16 protein-coding genes are annotated in these 19260 nt (G+C 33.1%); 10 read left to right on the top strand and 6 right to left on the bottom strand.

Annotated features, from left to right (window positions below):
* Window positions 1–9: 9 nt before the first annotated feature.
* The 9 genes from cntA to LFT63_RS08800 all read left to right on the top strand — a co-directional run bounded on the left by cntA (window position 10) and on the right by LFT63_RS08800 (window position 9111).
* On the top strand, window positions 10–1608 hold the full coding sequence (cntA, locus tag LFT63_RS08840) for a staphylopine-dependent metal ABC transporter substrate-binding lipoprotein (RefSeq protein WP_340768784.1): 1599 nt from the start codon (window positions 10–12) through the stop codon (window positions 1606–1608).
* Between the two features lie 12 nt (window positions 1609–1620).
* Window positions 1621–2556: a nickel/cobalt ABC transporter permease gene (opp1B, locus tag LFT63_RS08835; protein WP_017637776.1), complete on the top strand. Its 936-nt coding sequence runs from the start codon at window positions 1621–1623 to the stop codon at window positions 2554–2556.
* Window positions 2553–3422 (top strand): staphylopine uptake ABC transporter permease subunit CntC, encoded by an 870-nt coding sequence (cntC, locus tag LFT63_RS08830; protein ID WP_017637775.1) that lies wholly within the window; start codon window positions 2553–2555, stop codon window positions 3420–3422. The genes opp1B and cntC overlap by 4 nt, the downstream gene beginning before the upstream one ends.
* Entirely contained in the window at window positions 3419–4234 is an 816-nt protein-coding gene (gene cntD / locus LFT63_RS08825; RefSeq protein WP_340768781.1) for a staphylopine uptake ABC transporter ATP-binding protein CntD, read from the top strand. Before cntC ends, cntD begins: the two co-directional genes overlap by 4 nt.
* Entirely contained in the window at window positions 4227–4976 is a 750-nt protein-coding gene (locus LFT63_RS08820) for an ABC transporter ATP-binding protein (protein WP_029056710.1), read from the top strand. The genes cntD and LFT63_RS08820 overlap by 8 nt, the downstream gene beginning before the upstream one ends.
* An 11-nt stretch (window positions 4977–4987) precedes the next feature.
* The gene (cntE, locus tag LFT63_RS08815) at window positions 4988–6169 is read left to right on the top strand and encodes a staphylopine family metallophore export MFS transporter CntE (RefSeq protein WP_340768779.1); all 1182 of its coding nucleotides are present in this window, start codon (window positions 4988–4990) and stop codon (window positions 6167–6169) included.
* Window positions 6170–6386: 217 nt separating this feature from the next.
* The gene (locus LFT63_RS08810; protein WP_029056712.1) at window positions 6387–7025 is read left to right on the top strand and encodes an HD domain-containing protein; all 639 of its coding nucleotides are present in this window, start codon (window positions 6387–6389) and stop codon (window positions 7023–7025) included.
* A gap of 235 nt (window positions 7026–7260) precedes the next feature.
* A complete protein-coding gene (locus tag LFT63_RS08805; protein ID WP_017637770.1) occupies window positions 7261–8061 on the top strand; it encodes a CPBP family intramembrane glutamic endopeptidase in 801 nt (266 codons plus the stop codon).
* Between the two features lie 213 nt (window positions 8062–8274).
* A complete protein-coding gene (locus LFT63_RS08800) occupies window positions 8275–9111 on the top strand; it encodes a Csa1 family protein (protein ID WP_340768776.1) in 837 nt (278 codons plus the stop codon).
* A gap of 260 nt (window positions 9112–9371) precedes the next feature.
* Here LFT63_RS08800 and ggt read toward each other — a convergent pair whose 3' ends face one another.
* The 4 genes from ggt to LFT63_RS08780 are packed head-to-tail and all read right to left on the bottom strand — an operon-like array spanning window position 9372 to window position 15725.
* Window positions 9372–11384: a gamma-glutamyltransferase gene (gene ggt / locus LFT63_RS08795; RefSeq protein WP_029056713.1), complete on the bottom strand. Its 2013-nt coding sequence runs from the start codon at window positions 11382–11384 to the stop codon at window positions 9372–9374.
* 43 nt (window positions 11385–11427) lie between these two features.
* The gene (locus tag LFT63_RS08790; protein WP_340768773.1) at window positions 11428–13206 is read right to left on the bottom strand and encodes an ABC transporter substrate-binding protein; all 1779 of its coding nucleotides are present in this window, start codon (window positions 13204–13206) and stop codon (window positions 11428–11430) included.
* 16 nt (window positions 13207–13222) lie between these two features.
* On the bottom strand, window positions 13223–14389 hold the full coding sequence (locus LFT63_RS08785; RefSeq protein ID WP_340768771.1) for an ABC transporter permease: 1167 nt from the start codon (window positions 14387–14389) through the stop codon (window positions 13223–13225).
* Window positions 14390–14393: 4 nt separating this feature from the next.
* Window positions 14394–15725: an ABC transporter permease gene (locus LFT63_RS08780; protein WP_123186386.1), complete on the bottom strand. Its 1332-nt coding sequence runs from the start codon at window positions 15723–15725 to the stop codon at window positions 14394–14396.
* Window positions 15726–15826: 101 nt separating this feature from the next.
* On the opposite strand from LFT63_RS08780, the gene LFT63_RS08775 reads away from it, so the two are divergent.
* The gene (locus LFT63_RS08775) at window positions 15827–17422 is read left to right on the top strand and encodes an ABC transporter ATP-binding protein (RefSeq protein ID WP_340768768.1); all 1596 of its coding nucleotides are present in this window, start codon (window positions 15827–15829) and stop codon (window positions 17420–17422) included.
* Between the two features lie 148 nt (window positions 17423–17570).
* Here the strand turns inward: LFT63_RS08775 and LFT63_RS08770 are convergent, their stop codons facing one another.
* Both LFT63_RS08770 and arcC read right to left on the bottom strand, forming a co-directional pair.
* Window positions 17571–18287, bottom strand: coding sequence for a Crp/Fnr family transcriptional regulator (locus tag LFT63_RS08770; RefSeq protein ID WP_037555835.1), 717 nt, complete (start codon window positions 18285–18287; stop codon window positions 17571–17573).
* 19 nt (window positions 18288–18306) lie between these two features.
* On the bottom strand, window positions 18307–19248 hold the full coding sequence (gene arcC, locus LFT63_RS08765) for a carbamate kinase (RefSeq protein ID WP_017637762.1): 942 nt from the start codon (window positions 19246–19248) through the stop codon (window positions 18307–18309).
* Between the last annotated feature and the right edge of the window lie 12 nt (window positions 19249–19260).

Below are 19260 nucleotides of genomic sequence, written 5' to 3'. Positions count from 1 at the left end.
GAAAAATTAATGAAAACAAAAACTAAAATAAGCGCAATTTTATTAGCATCAGGAATTGTATTAGCGGGATGCGGTGGCGATAAGGCATTACAAGATAAAAAGGATCAAAAGACATTATCCTATACAACTGTAAAAGATATTGGTGATATGAACCCTCATGTTTATGGTGGATCAATGTCAGCGGAAAGTATGATATATGAACCATTAGTACGTAACACTAAAGATGGTATCAAACCATTATTAGCTAAGAAATGGGACATCTCTAAAGACGGCAAGACGTATACGTTTCATTTAAGAAAGGACGTCAAATTCCATGATGGTTCAAAGTTTAATGCAGACGCTGTGAAGAAAAATATTGATGCCATACAACAAAACAAAAAGTTACATTCATGGTTAAAGATTTCGACATTAATTGATGATGTCAAAGTGAAAGATACATACACGGTACAAATTCATTTGAAAGAAGCATATCAACCTGCATTAGCAGAATTAGCAATGCCTCGTCCATATGTGTTTGTATCACCTAAAGACTTTAAACATGGAACGACTAAAGATGGTGTGAAATCGTTTGATGGTACAGGTCCGTTCAAAATGGGCGAACATAAGAAAGATGAATCTGCTACCTTTAATAAAAACCAACACTATTGGGGAGAATCTTCTAAATTAAATAAGGTAGAAGCAAAGGTTAAACCAGCAGGAGAAACAGCATTCTTATCTATGAAAAAAGGTGAGACTAACTTTGCATTTACTGATGATCGAGGTACAGATAGTTTAGATAATGATAGTTTAAAACAACTCAAAGAAACTGGAAATTACCAAGTCAAACGTAGCCAACCGATGAATACCAAAATGATTGTTGCTAACGCTGGTAAGAAAGATAGTGCGGTAAGTAACAAATCGGTTAGACAAGCCATTGGACACATGGTTGACCGCGATAAAATCGCAAAAGATATTCTTGATGGAGAAGAAAAACCAGCTACACAACTTTTTGCAAAGAACGTGACAGATATTAATTTTAATATGCCTACGCGTCAATTTGATAAGAAAAAGGCTGAAGTATTATTAGATAAAGCAGGCTGGAAGTTAAATAAAGATAAACACGTACGTCAAAAAGACGGTAAAGACTTAGCTATGTCAATGTACTATGACAAAGACTCAACAAGTCAGAAAGAACAGGCAGAATTTTTAGAAGCAGAATTTAAAAAGTTAGGCGTCAAATTAAATATAAATGGTGAAACATCAGATAAAATTGCTGAACGTCGTACATCTGGTGACTATGATTTAATGTTCAATCAGACATGGGGATTACTTTATGATCCACAAAGTACTATTGCTGCATTCAAATCAAAAACAGGTTATGAAACTGCTACATCAGGTATTAAAGACAAACAACAGTTATATAACAATATCGACAATGCATTCAAAATTAAAAATGCGAAAGAACGTTCAAAAGCTTATCAACACATTTTAAAACAAGTCGATGATGAGGGTGTCTTTATTCCAATTTCTCATGGCAGTATGACCGTAGTAGCACCTAAAGACTTAAAAAATGTATCCTTCACGCAATCACAATATGAATTACCATTTAATGAAATGCAATATAAATAAAGGAGCATCTAAATGTTCAAATTAATAATAAAACGTATTGCACTCATGTTTCCGTTATTGATTGTAGTGAGTTTTATGACATTTATGATGACGTACCTATCCAATGAAGATCCTGCTGTAACGATTCTACATGCACAAGGAACACCGAATGTTACAGAGCAATTAATTACTGAGACGAAAAAGAAGTATGGTCTTGATGCACCTATTCTTATTCAATATAAAGAATGGTTACAACAAGCAATACAATTTAAATTTGGGACAAGCTATATTACAGGAGACCCGGTTTCAGAACGTATAGGTCCTGCATTTATGAATACATTAAAATTAACATTAATTTCTAGTCTATCAGTTATGGTGACATCTATCTTTTTAGGTGTGGTGAGTGCACTAACTAGAGGTCGTAGTACAGATCGAGTAATACGATTGATAGCATTCTTTTTAACAGCTTTACCATCATATTGGGTAGCATCAATGCTCATTATTTTTGTATCAGTTAAGTTAAATTTATTACCAACATCAGGATTAACTGGACCAGAAAGTTATATTTTACCCGTTGTAGTTATTACAATGACGTATGCTGGTATTTACTTTAGAAATGTACGACGAGCGATGATTGAACAACTTAATGAGGAGTATGTGATGTATTTAAAAGCGAGTGGTGTACATACTATAACCTTATTAAAACACGTATTACGCAATGCATTACAAGTCGCTGTATCTATTTTCTGTATGTCGATACCTATGATTATGGGTGGTTTAGTCGTTGTTGAAAATGTCTTTGCTTGGCCAGGATTAGGACAATTGAGTATTAAAGCAATTGTCGAACATGATTTTCCAGTTATACAAGCTTATGTGTTAATTGTTGCAGTATTATTCATTGTCTTTAACACACTGGCAGATATTATTAATGCCTTGTTGAATCCTAGGTTGAGGGAGGCGACAAGATGATGATTATAAAACGATTATTACAAGATAAAGGTGCAGTGATTGCATTAATTGTTATAGCGACTTATATCATACTCGGGTTAACAGCACCGCTCATTACAGTCCATGAACCCAATCATATCGATACAGCGAATAAATTTGCTGGTATTAGCACATCACATTGGTTAGGCACAGACCATTTAGGAAGAGATATATTGACTAGGATTATTTATGCTATTCGACCAAGCTTATTATATGTATTGATTGCATTATTTGTATCGGTCGCAATTGGAGCCATACTCGGATTTATATCTGGATATTTCCGGGGTTATATTGATGCATTGATTATGCGATGTTGTGATGTCATGTTGGCATTCCCAAGTTACGTTGTCACTTTAGCGTTAATTACATTATTCGGAATGGGTGTGGAAAATATTATTCTGGCATTTATACTTACACGTTGGGCATGGTTCTGCCGTGTAATACGTACTAGTGTCATGCAATATACCGCAGCCGATCATGTAAAATTTGCTAAAACGATTGGTATGAGTCATTTATTGATTATTCGTAAACATATTCTTCCATTAACATTAGGCGATATTGCCGTTATTTCTAGTAGTGCCATGTGTTCTATGATATTACAAATGTCAGGATTTTCATTTTTAGGTTTAGGAGTAAAAGCACCAACAGCGGAGTGGGGCATGATGTTAAATGAAGCACGTAAAGTGATGTTTACTCATCCTGAATTAATGGTGACTACTGGTATTGTTATTGTCATTATTGTTATGGCATTCAATTTTCTATCAGATGCGTTGCAAGTGGCAATAGATCCACGCATTTCTTCAAAAGAAAAATTACGTGCAGTTAAGAAAGGTGTGATGCATGAATGACGTTGTTAAAAGTAAATAATTTAACAATTATAGATTCTTGGACAGGTAATGTACTTGTTGATGATATTAACTTTCAAGTTGAACATGGTGAAACACTAGGTTTAATAGGTGAAAGTGGTAGTGGTAAATCCATTACTTGTAAATCATTAATTGGACTTAATCCTAATCGTCTTAAAGTTACTGGAGACATTTGTTTTGAAGGTCAACAACTATTGAATTTGTCAGAGCAACAATTACGACAATATAGAGGTAAAGATATTGCGATGGTCATGCAGCAAGGTGCAAGAGCTTTTGATCCGTCATCAAGAGTCGGCAAACAAATGATGGAAACAATGCAAGCTCATACATCATTATCAACACAAGAAATTGAAGAAACGCTTATTAAATATATGACGTATATGAATTTAAAAGATCCTAAAACCATTTTGGCATCTTATCCATATATGTTGTCAGGTGGCATGCTGCAACGGTTAATGATTGCTTTAGCATTAGCATTAAAACCAAAACTCATTATTGCAGACGAACCAACAACTGCATTGGATACGATTAATCAATTTGACGTGTTGGAAGCATTTGAAGATATTAAACAACATTTTGATTGTGCCATGATATTTATTTCGCATGATTTAACAGTTATTCATAAAGTTGCAGATAATGTACTCGTTATGAAAGAGGGACAATTGGTTGAAGAAGGAACTAAAGAAGCGGTCTTGCATGATCCTCAACATGAGTACACGAAATATTTATTATCCACAAAGCAAAAGGTGAATGATTATTTTCAACGTGTAATGAGAGGATATTGTCATGCTTAAAATATCAAATGTTGAAAAGCATTATGACAAACGAACGCGATTTAGCTCTAAAACAGAACCTATCGTTAAAGATGTAAGCTTCGATTGTCCTGTAGGTCAATCTATCGCTATTATCGGTGAGAGTGGCAGTGGTAAGTCTACACTAAGTCGTATGATATTAGGCATTGAAAGACCAGACAAAGGTAACGTGACATTAAATGAGCAACCGATGTATATAAAAAAGGTAAGACGTCATCAAATTAGTGCAGTATTTCAAGACTATACATCGTCATTACATCCTTTTCAAACTGTAAGAGATATTTTATTCGAAGTCATGTGCCAGTGCGATAAACAAAGCTTGAAAGAAATGGAAACAACGGCAACTCAATTATTAGATGAGGTAGGATTATCCAGTAATTTTCTAGAAAAATATCCCAATATGCTATCGGGCGGAGAGGCACAACGTGTTGCTATTGCAAGAGCAATATGTATTAACCCAACATATATTTTATTTGATGAAGCCATAAGCGCGCTAGACATGTCGATACAAACTCAAATTCTAGATTTATTGAAACGGTTAAAAGAAGAACGGAACTTAAGCTATATATTTATTACGCATGATATTCAAGCGGCAACGTATTTATGTGATCAATTAGTTATTTTTAAAAATGGTCAAATTGTGGAAAGCCTTCCCACATGCCATTTAAATACAACACGTAATGCTTATACAAGAGCGTTAATAGAGAAACAACTATCATTCTAAGGAGTGAGTTAATGAAAGGTGCAATGGCTTGGCCATTTCTAAGATTATATATACTAACTCTCATGTTCTTTAGTGCGAATGCCATTTTGAATGTGTTCATTCCATTACGAGGTCATGATTTAGGTGCAACCAATACAATGATAGGTATCGTTATGGGTGCCTACATGTTGACTGCAATGGTCTTTCGTCCATGGGCAGGACAAATTATTGCACGTGTTGGTCCAATTAAAGTACTACATATTATTTTGATTATTAATGCTTGTGCACTGATATTATATGGATTTACTGGATTAGAGGGATATTTTTTAGCAAGAGTGATGCAGGGTGTATGTACGGCATTCTTTTCGATGTCGCTACAACTAGGTATTATAGATGCTTTACCTGAAGAACATCGCTCAGAAGGTGTCTCTTTATACTCTCTATTTTCAACGATACCTAATTTAGTAGGACCACTCATTGCTATAGGTATTTGGCATCTGGATCGAATGTCAGTATTTGCCGTAGTCATGATTGCTATAGCGTTAACGACAACATTCTTTGGTTATCGTGTCTCATTTGCAGGTAAGGAACCTGATACTAGTCACAAAGTTGAACCCTTACCCTTTAATGGTGTGACTGTGTTTGCCCAATTCTTTAAAAATAAGGAACTCTTAACGAGTGGGTTGATTATGATTATCGTGTCGATAGTCTTTGGCGCAGTGAGTACATTTGTTCCATTATATACTGTGAAATTCGGATTTGCAGACGCCGGTATATTCTTAACGATTCAAGCGATAGCGGTGGTATTAGCTAGAATTTATTTACGTAAATACATTCCATCTGATGGGTTATGGCACCCGTTGTATATGATGAGTGTGCTGATGTTGCTTGCCGTTGCAGCGATGTTAGTTGCTATTGGACCTAACATACACGCACTCATATTTTATAGTAGTGCCATATTGATTGGTACGACACAAGCACTTGTTTATCCAACGCTAACATCATATCTAAGTTTTGTGTTACCGAAAGCTGGTCGTAATATGCTATTGGGTTTATTTATTGCATGTGCAGATTTAGGTGTGTCATTAGGTGGAAGTCTGATGGGCCCCTTGTCAGATTTAGTAGGATTTAGCTGGATGTACACCATTTGCGGATTGCTCGTTGTGTGTATGATTGTGATGAGTATGTTTAAAGGAGCGCGATATGTTAAATAGAAAGATGTTATTAGTCATAGTCATTTAGTTGAAAATATTAAGCGGTTGTCTTTGTAAACTAATTGCTTGTCTACTTTTTGATGTGAAAATGTGTTCTGAAGTAGTACTTATATGGTATCTCTTTCCTAATATTTGTAACTTTATATTATGTATAAAGATTAACAAGCCCTTATGAGTGGAATAGATGTAATATCACAATGAGAAGGGTCGTATAACCATGATTAGAGATATTAATGAAGTCACTGTTCCAGATAGTAAGATTGTTCAAGATGCACAAGGTATTGTTCACGAACATGGTAATGAATTAATTTGGAATCATTCAAATAGAGTATATTTATTTGGAGAAGTTAAAGGTATTCAAGATAAACTCAAATACGATAAAGAGTTACTATATATTACTGCTTTATTCCATGATTTAGGTCTAACTAATCAATATAGTAGCGATGATTTGCGTTTTGAAGTAGACGGCGCTAATGCGGTGAGACAATTTTTAGAAACGTATAACTATGATGAAAGAGATTTACAATTAGCATGGGATTCTATTGCATTGCATACGACACTTGGAGTAGCAGAGCATAAAGAGAATAACGTAGCACTGTTATACCATGGTGTTGGTATGGATGTGATGGGAGATAATTGGAATCAATATTCTGATGAAATTCGAAAAGCAGTCGTAGATAAATTTCCACGTGGTAATTTTAAACACGATGTTATTAGAGCATTCTACGATGGTTTCAAACATAAACCAGAAACAACATTTGGTAATATCAAATCTGATGTTATTAAATATTTTGAACCAGAATATCCTCAAAATAACTTCTGTTCATGCATTTTACGTTCAAATTGGGATCATTAGATTTGGAACTTAAGTTCGACGGAATATGAAAATTAAATAGGAATTTAAATTAAGGAGTTCTCGTACTAACGTGCGGGAGCTTTTTATTTTGTTTTGAAAAATCATTCTAATCAATTTTTAATGTTAATTATAAAAATAAAGAATACTAATAAACTATTTTTTATTTTGGAGTAATGTTATATTAATTATATAATTAATTAGTTTTAAATATTAAGATATATAAGGTGGTTTTGATATGGAAGAAAATAGATTTGATAACGATAATGTAGATGTAAATAGAAATCAATTTAATCAAGAACAAAGTAATGATATCAAACCTAAAGGAAATCTTGCGCTAAATATTTTAATATTTATAGGTTGGATGATATTAGCACAATTACCAGTTATTGCAATAATAACTCTTGTAAGTCTTTCTGTTAAAGCTGAGGTTTTAAGTATAACAATAGGTACTATTATATATCTTTTTGTTATTGCTATAGTGATTTGGTTAATAAGACGATACTACTTAAATCATACATATGAAAAAACAAAAGGTTTTAGTCTTAAAGACTTAGGTATAGCCATAGGTTGGGCAATTATATTAAGACTAGTTGTATATGGATTCACATACTTACTAAAATTAACCACTGGTTCAATGCAAACAGATAATGATAAATTGCTTTTTGGTGACGTCAATGCTCAAGCACAAGACGCTAGTCAACTTGGACAAGTATTTCCCGTAATTATATTTGTGATTACACTTACTTTTTTAGTTCCATATCTAGAGGAATTGATTTATAGAGGCATTTTTAAAGAAACACTATTTAGAAAATCAGTATTCTGGCTGCCTTTCATACTTTCATCGATTGTCTTCGCCTCACAACATGGCATTAATAATATTATTGCATTTTTAATGTATATGATAATGGGTATGATTTTTTATCTTGCTTACTCAAGAAGAGGTAACATTAAAGACAGTATGACAGTACATATGATTCATAATGGCCTTATTGGTGTTATGATACTCATCAATTATTTTTATATATTGTTTAAATAATAAAGTGATAGTTGAGATAAATGGAGGTTACAGTAGATAACATATTCCTTTCGAAAAAGCAGTCGACGAGAAAAAATATTATAAGAAAATATTAATGTTTCGCTAAAACAGGTCTAGTACTTACATGAAAAGATTTTATTAAAAATTGAAAATGTAAATCACAAAGAACAAGGTGGATTGACTCATTAAAATACAGAAAGAAGTGACTTATAGTTGATTTCTAAAAAATTGTTGAGTGTTATATTACTACCAATCATTGCAGTAATCATCATTATAAGTGGTTATTATGGATTTAAAATTACTAAAGAAAACGCAATTAAAGGTAGTCTTTCACATATATTTAAGCCACTTCCTATGAAAAATCTTGATGTTTTATTTGATAAACAAGGGATAAGAGCTGAAGAAAAAGGTGGCAGGGGATTAGAAGCCGACGACAAAGGTGTATGGGAACTCAAATCCTTTACAACGAAACGTAAAGGTGAAGAAGGGGACACTGTAACTGAAGGTGTTGAGATGAAATTTAATAGACAGACTCATGATGCTAGTGGTTATTACTTTATAGATAAAGATAATTATAACAGTGAGACTTATGAACATGATAAAGAGGAAAAACATTATCCCGTTGAATATAAAAACAAAAAGCTTAAATTAACTAAAGAAGCAAAAGAAAAGGGGATTAGTAAATCATTAGAACAGAAGATAAATAATTTTAAATTTTTAGTAGAATTTGCTGATTATAGTGATATTAAAGATTATAAAAATGGAACCATAACTTATAGTTATGGTGATAGACCGTCTTATACCGCAGAATATCAACTTGATAATAAAGATAAAAATGTAAAAGAGATTAAAAACCGTTTTGATATTAATACGAATAAAGCGCCAAAAGTTTTATTTGATGAATCAGGAAACATAGGTGCTCGTAAAATAGGTGACCAACATATAGAATATAATTTTGTAGATAATGACAAAGAAACCATAACTTATACAGATATCATCGAATTTACACCATCAGAAGACGAAGAGGATAATGAAGAGAGTATTGAATAAAATAATATGGTGAAATTAATAAAAGTAACTATTTTTTATAGTATGTCGAGGTATAAAGTAATTGAATATGTAGACAAAAGAAATATTTATTAGATGTAGAACAAAATATGTTTGCTTATGATGTTTATGGTTATGATGGAAACACAAATATCTCATAATCAATATAAGGCTATAGTTATTACATAATATCTCAAAATGATATATAAATAAAAAAACAAAAATCAAGCTGAGCGGCCCAATTCGGTTGCTCAGCTTGTTTGTTATCTTGTGATACTGTCTCTATCGTATCGATAGTATTTGGCTTGTGTTTCGGTAATGCGTTGTTGTGTATCTTTATAAATAGAAATACCATTTTCAGTTTTATGAAATAGATAATTTAATTGATGAGCAAGTTGTTCAATATTGATAAAACGACTATCCTGACCTTGTTTTTCAATTAAATACTCGACTTCATAGTCTTTTTCATTAATATCAAACAGCAATTCGACAACATCATTTCTTAACCAAAAATCACCATGTTCCTTAATAATCTGGTTCTTAAATAAAGGTAGTCTCACGTGATTGTATTCAATATGATACTGCGTAAAATCATCGATATTTAAATCATTCTCTTTCTCTCTGACATCATAGATAGGGCCACCTGCAACTGTTCCTTCTCTCGTATTATCAGCGCCGCCGATAACACCATTTTCCAAAAATTGTAAACCATGTACATCACCAATATAAGGGTCTGGTCGATGCTCAAAAGCGTGTCCCTTGGCAATAAGTTTCAAAATAAGTGTTTGATCAAATTGTGGTTCCCATTCTATACGAGAAGGGTTACTTGTGTATATTCTTGGCTCATCAATTGCTTCCTGGATAGACATCCCGAAGTCTAAAACGTTGATAATGGTTTGCACGACACTAGCGATGATACTAATTGCACCTGGTGCGCCAACTTCCATGATAGGATGGCCATTTTTAGTTATGATTGTTGGGGCCATATTGCTTAATGGACGTTTACGAGGTTCGACTTCATTAATACCACCTAAAACAACATCAAAGCCATCTATTGTGGTATTAAGTAAAACACCGTAACCTGGAACTGTAATACCAGAACCATAAATCATTCCTATAGATGTAGTGAAAGAAGCTACGTTACCAAATCGGTCTGTTACAGAAAAATGTGTCGTTTCGGTATGGTTTTCATCTATATGAGTATGACTTTCTACACGAGAACTATTACTTAACTCACCATGTTCAATATTAAAATTAGCAATATGTTGATCAATGATTTCGCTACGTTGTTTTAAATAATCCTCATCAATAAGCTCGCTAACTGGTACCTCGTAAAAGTCATCATCAGCAATATATTTAGCACGGTCACTATAGGCAATTTGCATTGCTTGAATCAGATGATGTAAATAATCGATGGAACGGGATCCCATACTTTTTAAATCAAAAAATTCAAGGATTTTTAAAATTTGTATCAATGTGATACCACCTGAACTTGAAGGACCCATAGAATGTATTTGATAGTCTCGATATTGGGCAGTTATAGGTTGTTTGATACGAATATTATAATGCTTTAAATCTTCTTCATTAATTGTCCCACCATATTTGTTTACAACATTTACCAATTGTTTCGCGATATTGCCAGTATAAAATGCGCCAAACCCTTTATCTCTTAGTAAGCGTAATGTACGAGCTATTTCTGGAGATTTAATCCAATCCCCGTCATGGATATAATTATCATCTTCTTTAGTAAATACACGACGTGTTTCATCGTACTTGTTAATTCTTTTAAGTTGTTGTTGTGAATATTTTTCAATCGCCCAATTAGCACGATGACCGTGTTCGGCTAATTCAATCGCCGGGTTGATCAAGTTAGCTAAATTCAATTTGCAATAATGTTTGTGTAAATATTCAAAGAGCTTTGCAATTCCTGGAACCCCCACGATAGAGCCATGTGTCGTTAATTCTAAAAAACTTTTATAGTGTCCTTTTTCATCTAAATAAAAGTGCTTGTCTACATTGCTAGGGGCAGTTTCACGTGCATCAAATGCAATGATATCGCCGACTGTATTGTCATAATATAATAAGTAACCACCGCCACCTAATCCAGAGGCAAAGGGTTCAACAACATTAAGGACTAGTTGAATAGCGATTACTGCATCTATGGCAGTTCCACCTTGATCAAGTATATCTTTTCCCACTTTAGCTGCTAGTGGATGTGACACTGAAACCAAGCCTTCTTGTGAAGTTAAATGATGTTTGAAATGCGTGTCCGACATAGGGATAGTGCCTTCTTTCTAAAATAGAAATCTTTGATACGAGTTATTTTCTTTGATTAATCTCAGATTCAACTTTATCTAAATCTTGTTTTTGTTCGTTGCCTGTATCAAGTAATGGCGTAACAGGTGAACTGATTTTGAATTTATCTCCACGGTAAAACTTAATGAATTGATCTTGGTCTATAGCGTTAACAACAGCTCGTCTTAAATGTGGATTGTCTTTAAATACACCGCTCTTACTATTTAAAATTAAGAATACTGACTTGCGACCATGTTTACTGATCATACTTAAGCCTTTATCAGATTGAATTAATTCAAAATGTTTTTGATCTATGTCAGCGAGTATATCGATTGCATGGTTTCTTAATTCGGACAGTGCACTTGCTGGGTCACTATTGAATTTTAAAATAATATTCTTAATTTTAGCTAGACCGTAACTATCTTTTTCATCGATATTAAAACCTGGATTACGTTGGAAAGTAGCTTGATAATTGTCTTTTTTAGTCATAATGTACGCACCACTTGTAACGAGTTCATTTTGACCGTCATCAGATTTAGGTACAGTATTAGGTGCTCCAAAATCTTTGCCTTCTTCTTTTAGCTTTTCAACATAATGTTTTGATAAAATACCTGCTGATGAGTGTGTTAAATAGTTAACTTCTTTAGGCATTGGTTGATCAGTTGTAATTTTAATAATTTGATATTTACCTTCAGCATTATTAACTTCACTATCTTGATTTGTTATATCTTTAACTTTATAACCTTTAGTTAATGTATCCCATACCGATTTGCCAGATGCTGTTTTAGTCTTCTTAAGTTCTTTCTTATCATCATTTGTTAACTCAGTAATATCTTTAATATGTTTATGCATATTATAAGTCACATGGTTAGGAACGGCATTTTTATCTCTAGCACGGTTGAGACTGAATAGGACATCTTCTGCTAATACTTTTTCATGTGTATTTTCTGCTTTGCCATTTTTTACTTTTGCAAAATAGTTATCGTCTCTTAATAAGAAATAAAATGCATTGTTATCTTTGTTAGATGTATAGCTACGACTAAGTGATCCATCAGTTGTGATTTTGTCATTATCATTAAGTGTTAATAAACGTGTATACATGTTCATATTGATATTGTAGACATTAGGCGCAATAGAACGAATAGGGTCTAGAGATTGGAATTCACCATCAGGTTGTGTCATCACTAAAGGTCGTGTATTACGTAATTTTTTATCATTATAATCAAATTGTTGCCAAATAAGTGCGCGAGAATTAGGTAAACCAACACTATTTTTATTTAAAATTTTATTGTCATAAACGAGATTTTTCTTCGAACCATATAAAGGTGCCATGAATCCTTCGTCGAATATCACTTTATCTTCTAACTTTTTATATGTATTTTTAGCTTCAGAAGTATTTTCTTTAGATGCTTTATTGATTAGTGCATCGATTTTAGGGTCTTTAATCAAGCTATTTGAGCCTGTAGAGCTAAATATTGCATTCATTGCATAGTTAGGATCACCAAATACTGTTGTCCAGTCATCGATTTGAATATCATAATTACCAGCTTGACGTTGTGTACGATAACTACCGTAATCAGGTTGAACATTCATCTTTACGTTAAAACCAGCTCGTTCTAATTGTTGTTTAACAATGTTCATATCATTTTGATAGCTCGCTTGACCTAAAAAGCGAATCGTCGGTTTAGTACCTTTAACGTTGACTTGTTTGTTTTTATCTTTTGTATCATCCTTGCCAGGTACACCACAACCACTTAGTATCAAAGTTAAACTTACTGTTAATGTTAATAAAATTCTTTTCATATAAAATCATCCTATCTTATTGAATCTTCGGATCTAGTGCATCACGGACAGCATCCCCGATAAAATTAAATGCGAGAACAAGTAACATGATGCATAACCCAGGAAATATGGCTAAATTGCTGTGCGTTTCTAAAAAGTTACTTCCAGTTCTGAGTATGTTTCCCCATTCGGGAACATTTGGTGCTACACCTAATCCCAAGAAACTCAAGCCACTTGTAGTTAGTACAACGACACCTATATTTAATGAAAATCTGACAATCATAGGTGCGAGAGTATTAGGTAAGATGTAACTCCATAAAATACGACGATGACTTTCTCCGGTAATTTGAGCTGCTTGTATATATTCCTGTCGTTTGATTTCGAGTACATTTGCTCTCATAGTTCGAGCAAAGGAAGGTATATTACCAATACTTAAAGCAATGATTAATGTTAATGTACTAGCGCCAAACGATGCGATAATCGCAACTGCTAATAATAATGTTGGTATCGCAAAAATAATATCAAGTATGCGCATCACCGTATTGTCCACTTTAGTAAAGTAGCCTGCAATCATACCAAAAAGGACACCGAACAGAACTGAAATTACTACTGATGTGATTGAAATAAAATAAGTTAATTTAGTACCCACCACGAGTCTAGTAAATAAATCACGACCAAAATCATCAGTTCCAAAAGGGTGAGCTAAGCTTGGACCTTTTAATAATTCATTGAATTGGTTTTGGGTTGCTAAAGAAGTATTAAATGTGTAAATACCAGTAATTGACAATGTTAGAAGATAAGTTAGTAAAGCAAAACTCACTAAAGCGACTTTATGTTGTTTAATCTTGCTTATAAACGCTTCCCAACTATTGTTTATATTGTATTTTGATGTATGTTCGTAACGGAATAGACTCACGAACATTAACAATGTGAATAGATTACCGGTAATTGTCGTTAATATGAGAACGACATAGGTAAGCCAACGATATACTTTATGAGATTGTATTTTACTTTCTGAAAATCCAATAGTAGCCACTACGAGTGTCAAGATAATTAATATCAACTGTGCAATGTAAAACGTATTTGAAACATTACCTTTGAATAAATTGAGTAAAGTAGTGACAAAAGTTAATACAAATACAGATACTGCAGAAATGGTAAACAGTTGTAGTGAACTGAGTTTTGTTATTGAAATTTGTGGCATATAATTACACCCTTTCCTTAATTTCTTCACGAAGTTGAGGGTCAATCATGACATAGAAAATATCTATAACTAAGTTGATGAGTGAAATGACAATTGAAATGTAAATAACACCACCCATAACTGCTGGGATATCTGGCACAAATTGCTTTTGAACAATGTATCGACCTATTCCATTAATATTGAATACTTGTTCAGTTACTGCTGATCCGCCTAACAATTCTACAAATAATATTCCAATAAGTGTCACAATAGGGATGAGTGCATTTTTTAAAATATGCTTTATGACAACTTGAGATTTAGAAATACCTTTAGCATATGCAGTCATCACATAATCATTGCGCATCACTTCTAATACAGATGAACGTGTCATTCTCGTAATAGATGCAGCAATTGCAGTACCAATGACTAGTACAGGTAATATTAGCGATAAAGGATCATTGGGAACATACGATGGTGGTAAAATATCTAACCTAAGTGAAAAAGCTAAAATGAACAGTAATCCTTGCCAAAAGTTAGGAATAGATAATCCAATTAAAGCGATAATCATCAATGTAATATCAATCCAACTATTACGTTTAAATGCACTAATAATCCCAATAGGTATAGCAATGACTAGCGCTACAATTAATGCCAACACAGATATTGTTAATGTAATAGGTATTCTAGATCCTACAGCATCAGAAACAACTTCATTACCTTTAAAGGTAGTACCTAAATCAAATGTAAATACTCCTTGTATCGTTTCCCATAACTGAATAAGATATGGATCGTTTAAATGGTGTAGTTGATTAAATTTTGCAAATTGTTCTTTTGTCGCATTAGGTCCTAAAATACTATATGCCGCATCTAAAGGTGATAAATATAGTATTGTAAAAACAACAATGACTACACCAATAATGACAACTAGCGTCATAATTATGCGTTCGAAAATATAACGTACGATTGGATTGAGATAAAAAGACAACACAACAAACAATGGTAAAGCTAAAATTATTTTTATAATGGGAAATTTTCCGAATAAGATGTTTGTATATAAAGTGGGAAAATCAGTTGTAGTATATTGATTATCACGGCGATGATGACTGTGATAAATATTTCTAGCTTCTTTCTGGAGTTGCGATCGAGATTTACGCCGATTTAGAAATTGATATTTTTTCTTTAGTGCTTGTTCTAATTTATATTCGTCTTGGATTTGCACTAATGTTGTTTTTTGATGGTGTTTTAACAAATAAACTAAACTAGCATACAAAAATATCGGAAGACTAAGAATTGAAAAAATCATTTTATAAAGTCCTTTATTATAAAGAACTAAAAAGACTTTTCGATAATTTGACATGGGCATCACTCCTTGAAAAATAATCTTGATTAAATTACTATGATATATAATAAAAGTATTATAGAATAAAAATTGTAATTTGTGAATAGGGAGGAATGATTATGTCATCTTTTTTAGAAGTTAAACACCTTGGAGTATCATTCGAATATGAACAACATTCCGTTAAAGCAGTTCAAGACGTAAGTTTTAAATTAGATAAAAAGAAAGTGTTAGCTATTGTGGGTGAATCAGGCTCTGGAAAGAGTATTACAGCTAAATCGATTATGGGATTATTACCTGATTATCCTCAGCACACTTTAACTGGGGAAATTAAATTTAATGGGAAAAATTTATTAAATCTTTCTAATAAAGCATTTCAAGGTATACGAGGAAAAGATATTGCCATGATATTTCAAGATCCTTTATCGTCGCTCAATCCCAGAATGACAATAGGTAGTCAAATTATGGAAGTAATTTTAAAGCATCGTAATATTGATAGAAAACGCGCGAAAGCAATGACAATTGATATTTTAGAAAGTGTAGGCATTAGAAATGCTCAAGATAAATTACATGCTTATCCATATGAATTTTCTGGTGGGATGCGCCAACGTGTCATGATTGCAATGGCATTAGTATTAGAACCACAAATCTTAATTGCAGATGAACCAACAACAGCACTTGATGTTAGCACACAAAATCAACTTTTAGAATTAATGAAGCGATTATATAAACATATCGAAACGTCTATTTTATTTATTACGCATGATTTAGGTATTGTATATCAATTTTGCGATGAAATGATTGTTATGAAAGAAGGCAGAGTTGTTGAGAGTGGTGATGTCAAAACTATTTTCAAAAATCCAAAATCTGACTATACGCGACGTCTTATTAATGCCATTCCGGATTTGCACGCACCTAAACAACCTAGAACTATAAGTGATCAAACATTATTGAAAATCGAAAATGTAAGTATTGATTATACTAAGAGTAATGGCAATGAATTTAGAGCAGTAAAAAATATTAATCTTGAAATTAAAGAAGGGGAATCATTAGGAATTGTAGGTGAGTCTGGCTCAGGGAAGTCTAGTTTAGCTAAAGCATTAGTTGGTTTAAACAATGTTTCTGAAGGAATGATTTGGTATCAAGACTTGCCGTTAAATTTATTTTCTGCTAAAGAAATGAAGTCTTTGCATAAGGATATACAAATGATTTTTCAAGATCCTTATTCCTCTATTAATCCTAAATTTAAAGTTATAGATATTATCGGTCGTCCTTTAAAATTATATCGATTTGTCACAACACATGAAGCATTAGTTAAAGAAGTGAAACGTTTATTAACACGTGTAGGGTTAGATGAAAGTTTCTTATATCGATATCCACATGAATTATCGGGTGGTCAACGTCAGCGTGTTAGTATTGCACGTGCCATTGCCATTAAACCTAAATTATTAATCTGCGATGAAGCGGTGTCTGCATTAGATGTTTCAATACAAAAGGATATCATTCAATTACTGAAACAACTTCAAGATGATTTAGGAATGACATATATATTTATTACACATGATATGGGTGTAATTAAAGACATGTGTGATCGTGTTGCAGTTATGCAATATGGAACAATTGTAGAAGTAAATGATGTTGAAAGTATTATTGAAAGACCACAAGAGACATATACTAGAAATTTAATATCACACGTTCCAGTGATACCTCATCGATAAGTTAACATAAAAATTAAAGGCACGACTCGGTTCAGCTAATTCTGACCGGGTCGTGCTTTACTTATAACAATCATTTAATTGAACAGGAGGTCATATTGAATCATTGTTACGTATAAATGGGATAAAGTATAAATTCATGGGAATAAAATTACAACTCTGAAATTTGTTTGCTTATAATCCAATTTTTATGATGCTTAAGTAAAATATTGTGTTCTTTTAATTCTTGAATAATATGTCCAGTTGTTTCACGTGAAATGCTAGCAAGATCACTAATCATTTGAATTGTTAAAAATGATTTGATTTCGTAAAATTCATCGTTATCATAACCAATCATGTGACATAAGTAGATTAATAGCTTAATCACGCGTGCTTTTGCACTTTTAGAACTTAAAGCCATATGATATTCAATTTGTTGTCTTTGGTTGTCACATAACAATTGATAGATTCTAATAAACACTTTATCGTTATTTCTACAAAGGTATTCGATTAATTCAATAGGAATGGCAATCATAATACAGTCTGTGATAGCAGTACACATTTCATTAGTTGTTTTGTCTTGAAATAAATTGTGCATGGGGAACAATTGATCATCTTTATTTAAGAGTCTGTATACATCACCATTCATATTAAAATGTTCTCTCAGTATATAACCGTCGATGAGATAATATACATGAGTTAATTCATCAGAAGAATAGTAAATAACTTGTCCTTTATTGTATTGCCTAACAATGCATTCATTTTTATACGGTTGTAGAGCTACGGCAGGGATGTTTATAAATGCGGCTAAACGCTCAAGACACTGCTCACTACGATTTGTGATTAATGAATTGTCGATTGTTGTGTTTCTAGATTGGTTGATTGTCATAAACGCACCACCTTAGTGATTAATGCTTGATTTGTGTGCCAACTTGTCCTTTGAAAGCGTCATAAGCATGTTCTAAATTAGTAATAATCGCACGTCGACCTTCACCGCTTTCAACAAAATCAATTGCTGCTTCAATTTTAGGGAGCATAGAGCCTTCAGCAAATTTACCTGCTTTAGCATAGTCTTTTAAAGTTTCTACATTAACTTGTGTTAATGCCTCTTGGTTAGGTTGATTATAGTTGATATAAACATTTTCTACGTTCGTTAATATCATTAGCGTATTAGCATCGATGAGTTGTGCTAAGCGTTCGCTGGCAAAATCTTTATCTATTACAGCTTCCACACCTTCATATGTGTCATTTCGCTTAATAACTGGAATGCCGCCGCCACCACATGCAATGATGATGTTTTGATTTTCTACTAATGTACTAATGAGTTGATGCTCTAAAATAGACACTGGCAAAGGTGAAGGTACCACTTTACGGTAGCCACGTCCAGCATCTTCTTTATATGTTGATTCTGGATTGTCTTTTTGTAGTTGGTCAGCTTCTTCTTTAGTGTAAAATGGTCCTATTGGTTTAGTAGGATTAGACATACGAGGATCATGTTCATCAATTTCTACACGCGTAATGACAGTACCTGCGCGTCTAGGACTATTAATCTCTGAAAGCACTCTGTTTACTTCAGTTTCTATCCAAAAACCAATCATACCTTGTGTCATAGATCCACAAACATCAAGTGGCATGGCAGGTGTTTGCGGACTATCAGCTTTAGCCTGTTGAATTAACATACTACCAATTTGTGGTCCATTACCATGTGATATAACAATATCAGCGTCTGTATTGAATAAAGGTTTGAGCGCTTGCATTGTTGAACGTATTGCTTTTCTTTGTGCGTCAGCGGAACCATCGTCAGTTTGAATGGCATTTCCGCCTAAAGCAATGACAATTTTGTTGTCCATAAAGTTTCACTC

The organism is Staphylococcus sp. FSL H8-0121 (genome assembly GCF_038008425.1).
Taxonomy (GTDB): Bacteria; Bacillota; Bacilli; order Staphylococcales; family Staphylococcaceae; genus Staphylococcus; species Staphylococcus pasteuri.
This window is presented reverse-complemented; position numbering and strand designations above follow the sequence as displayed.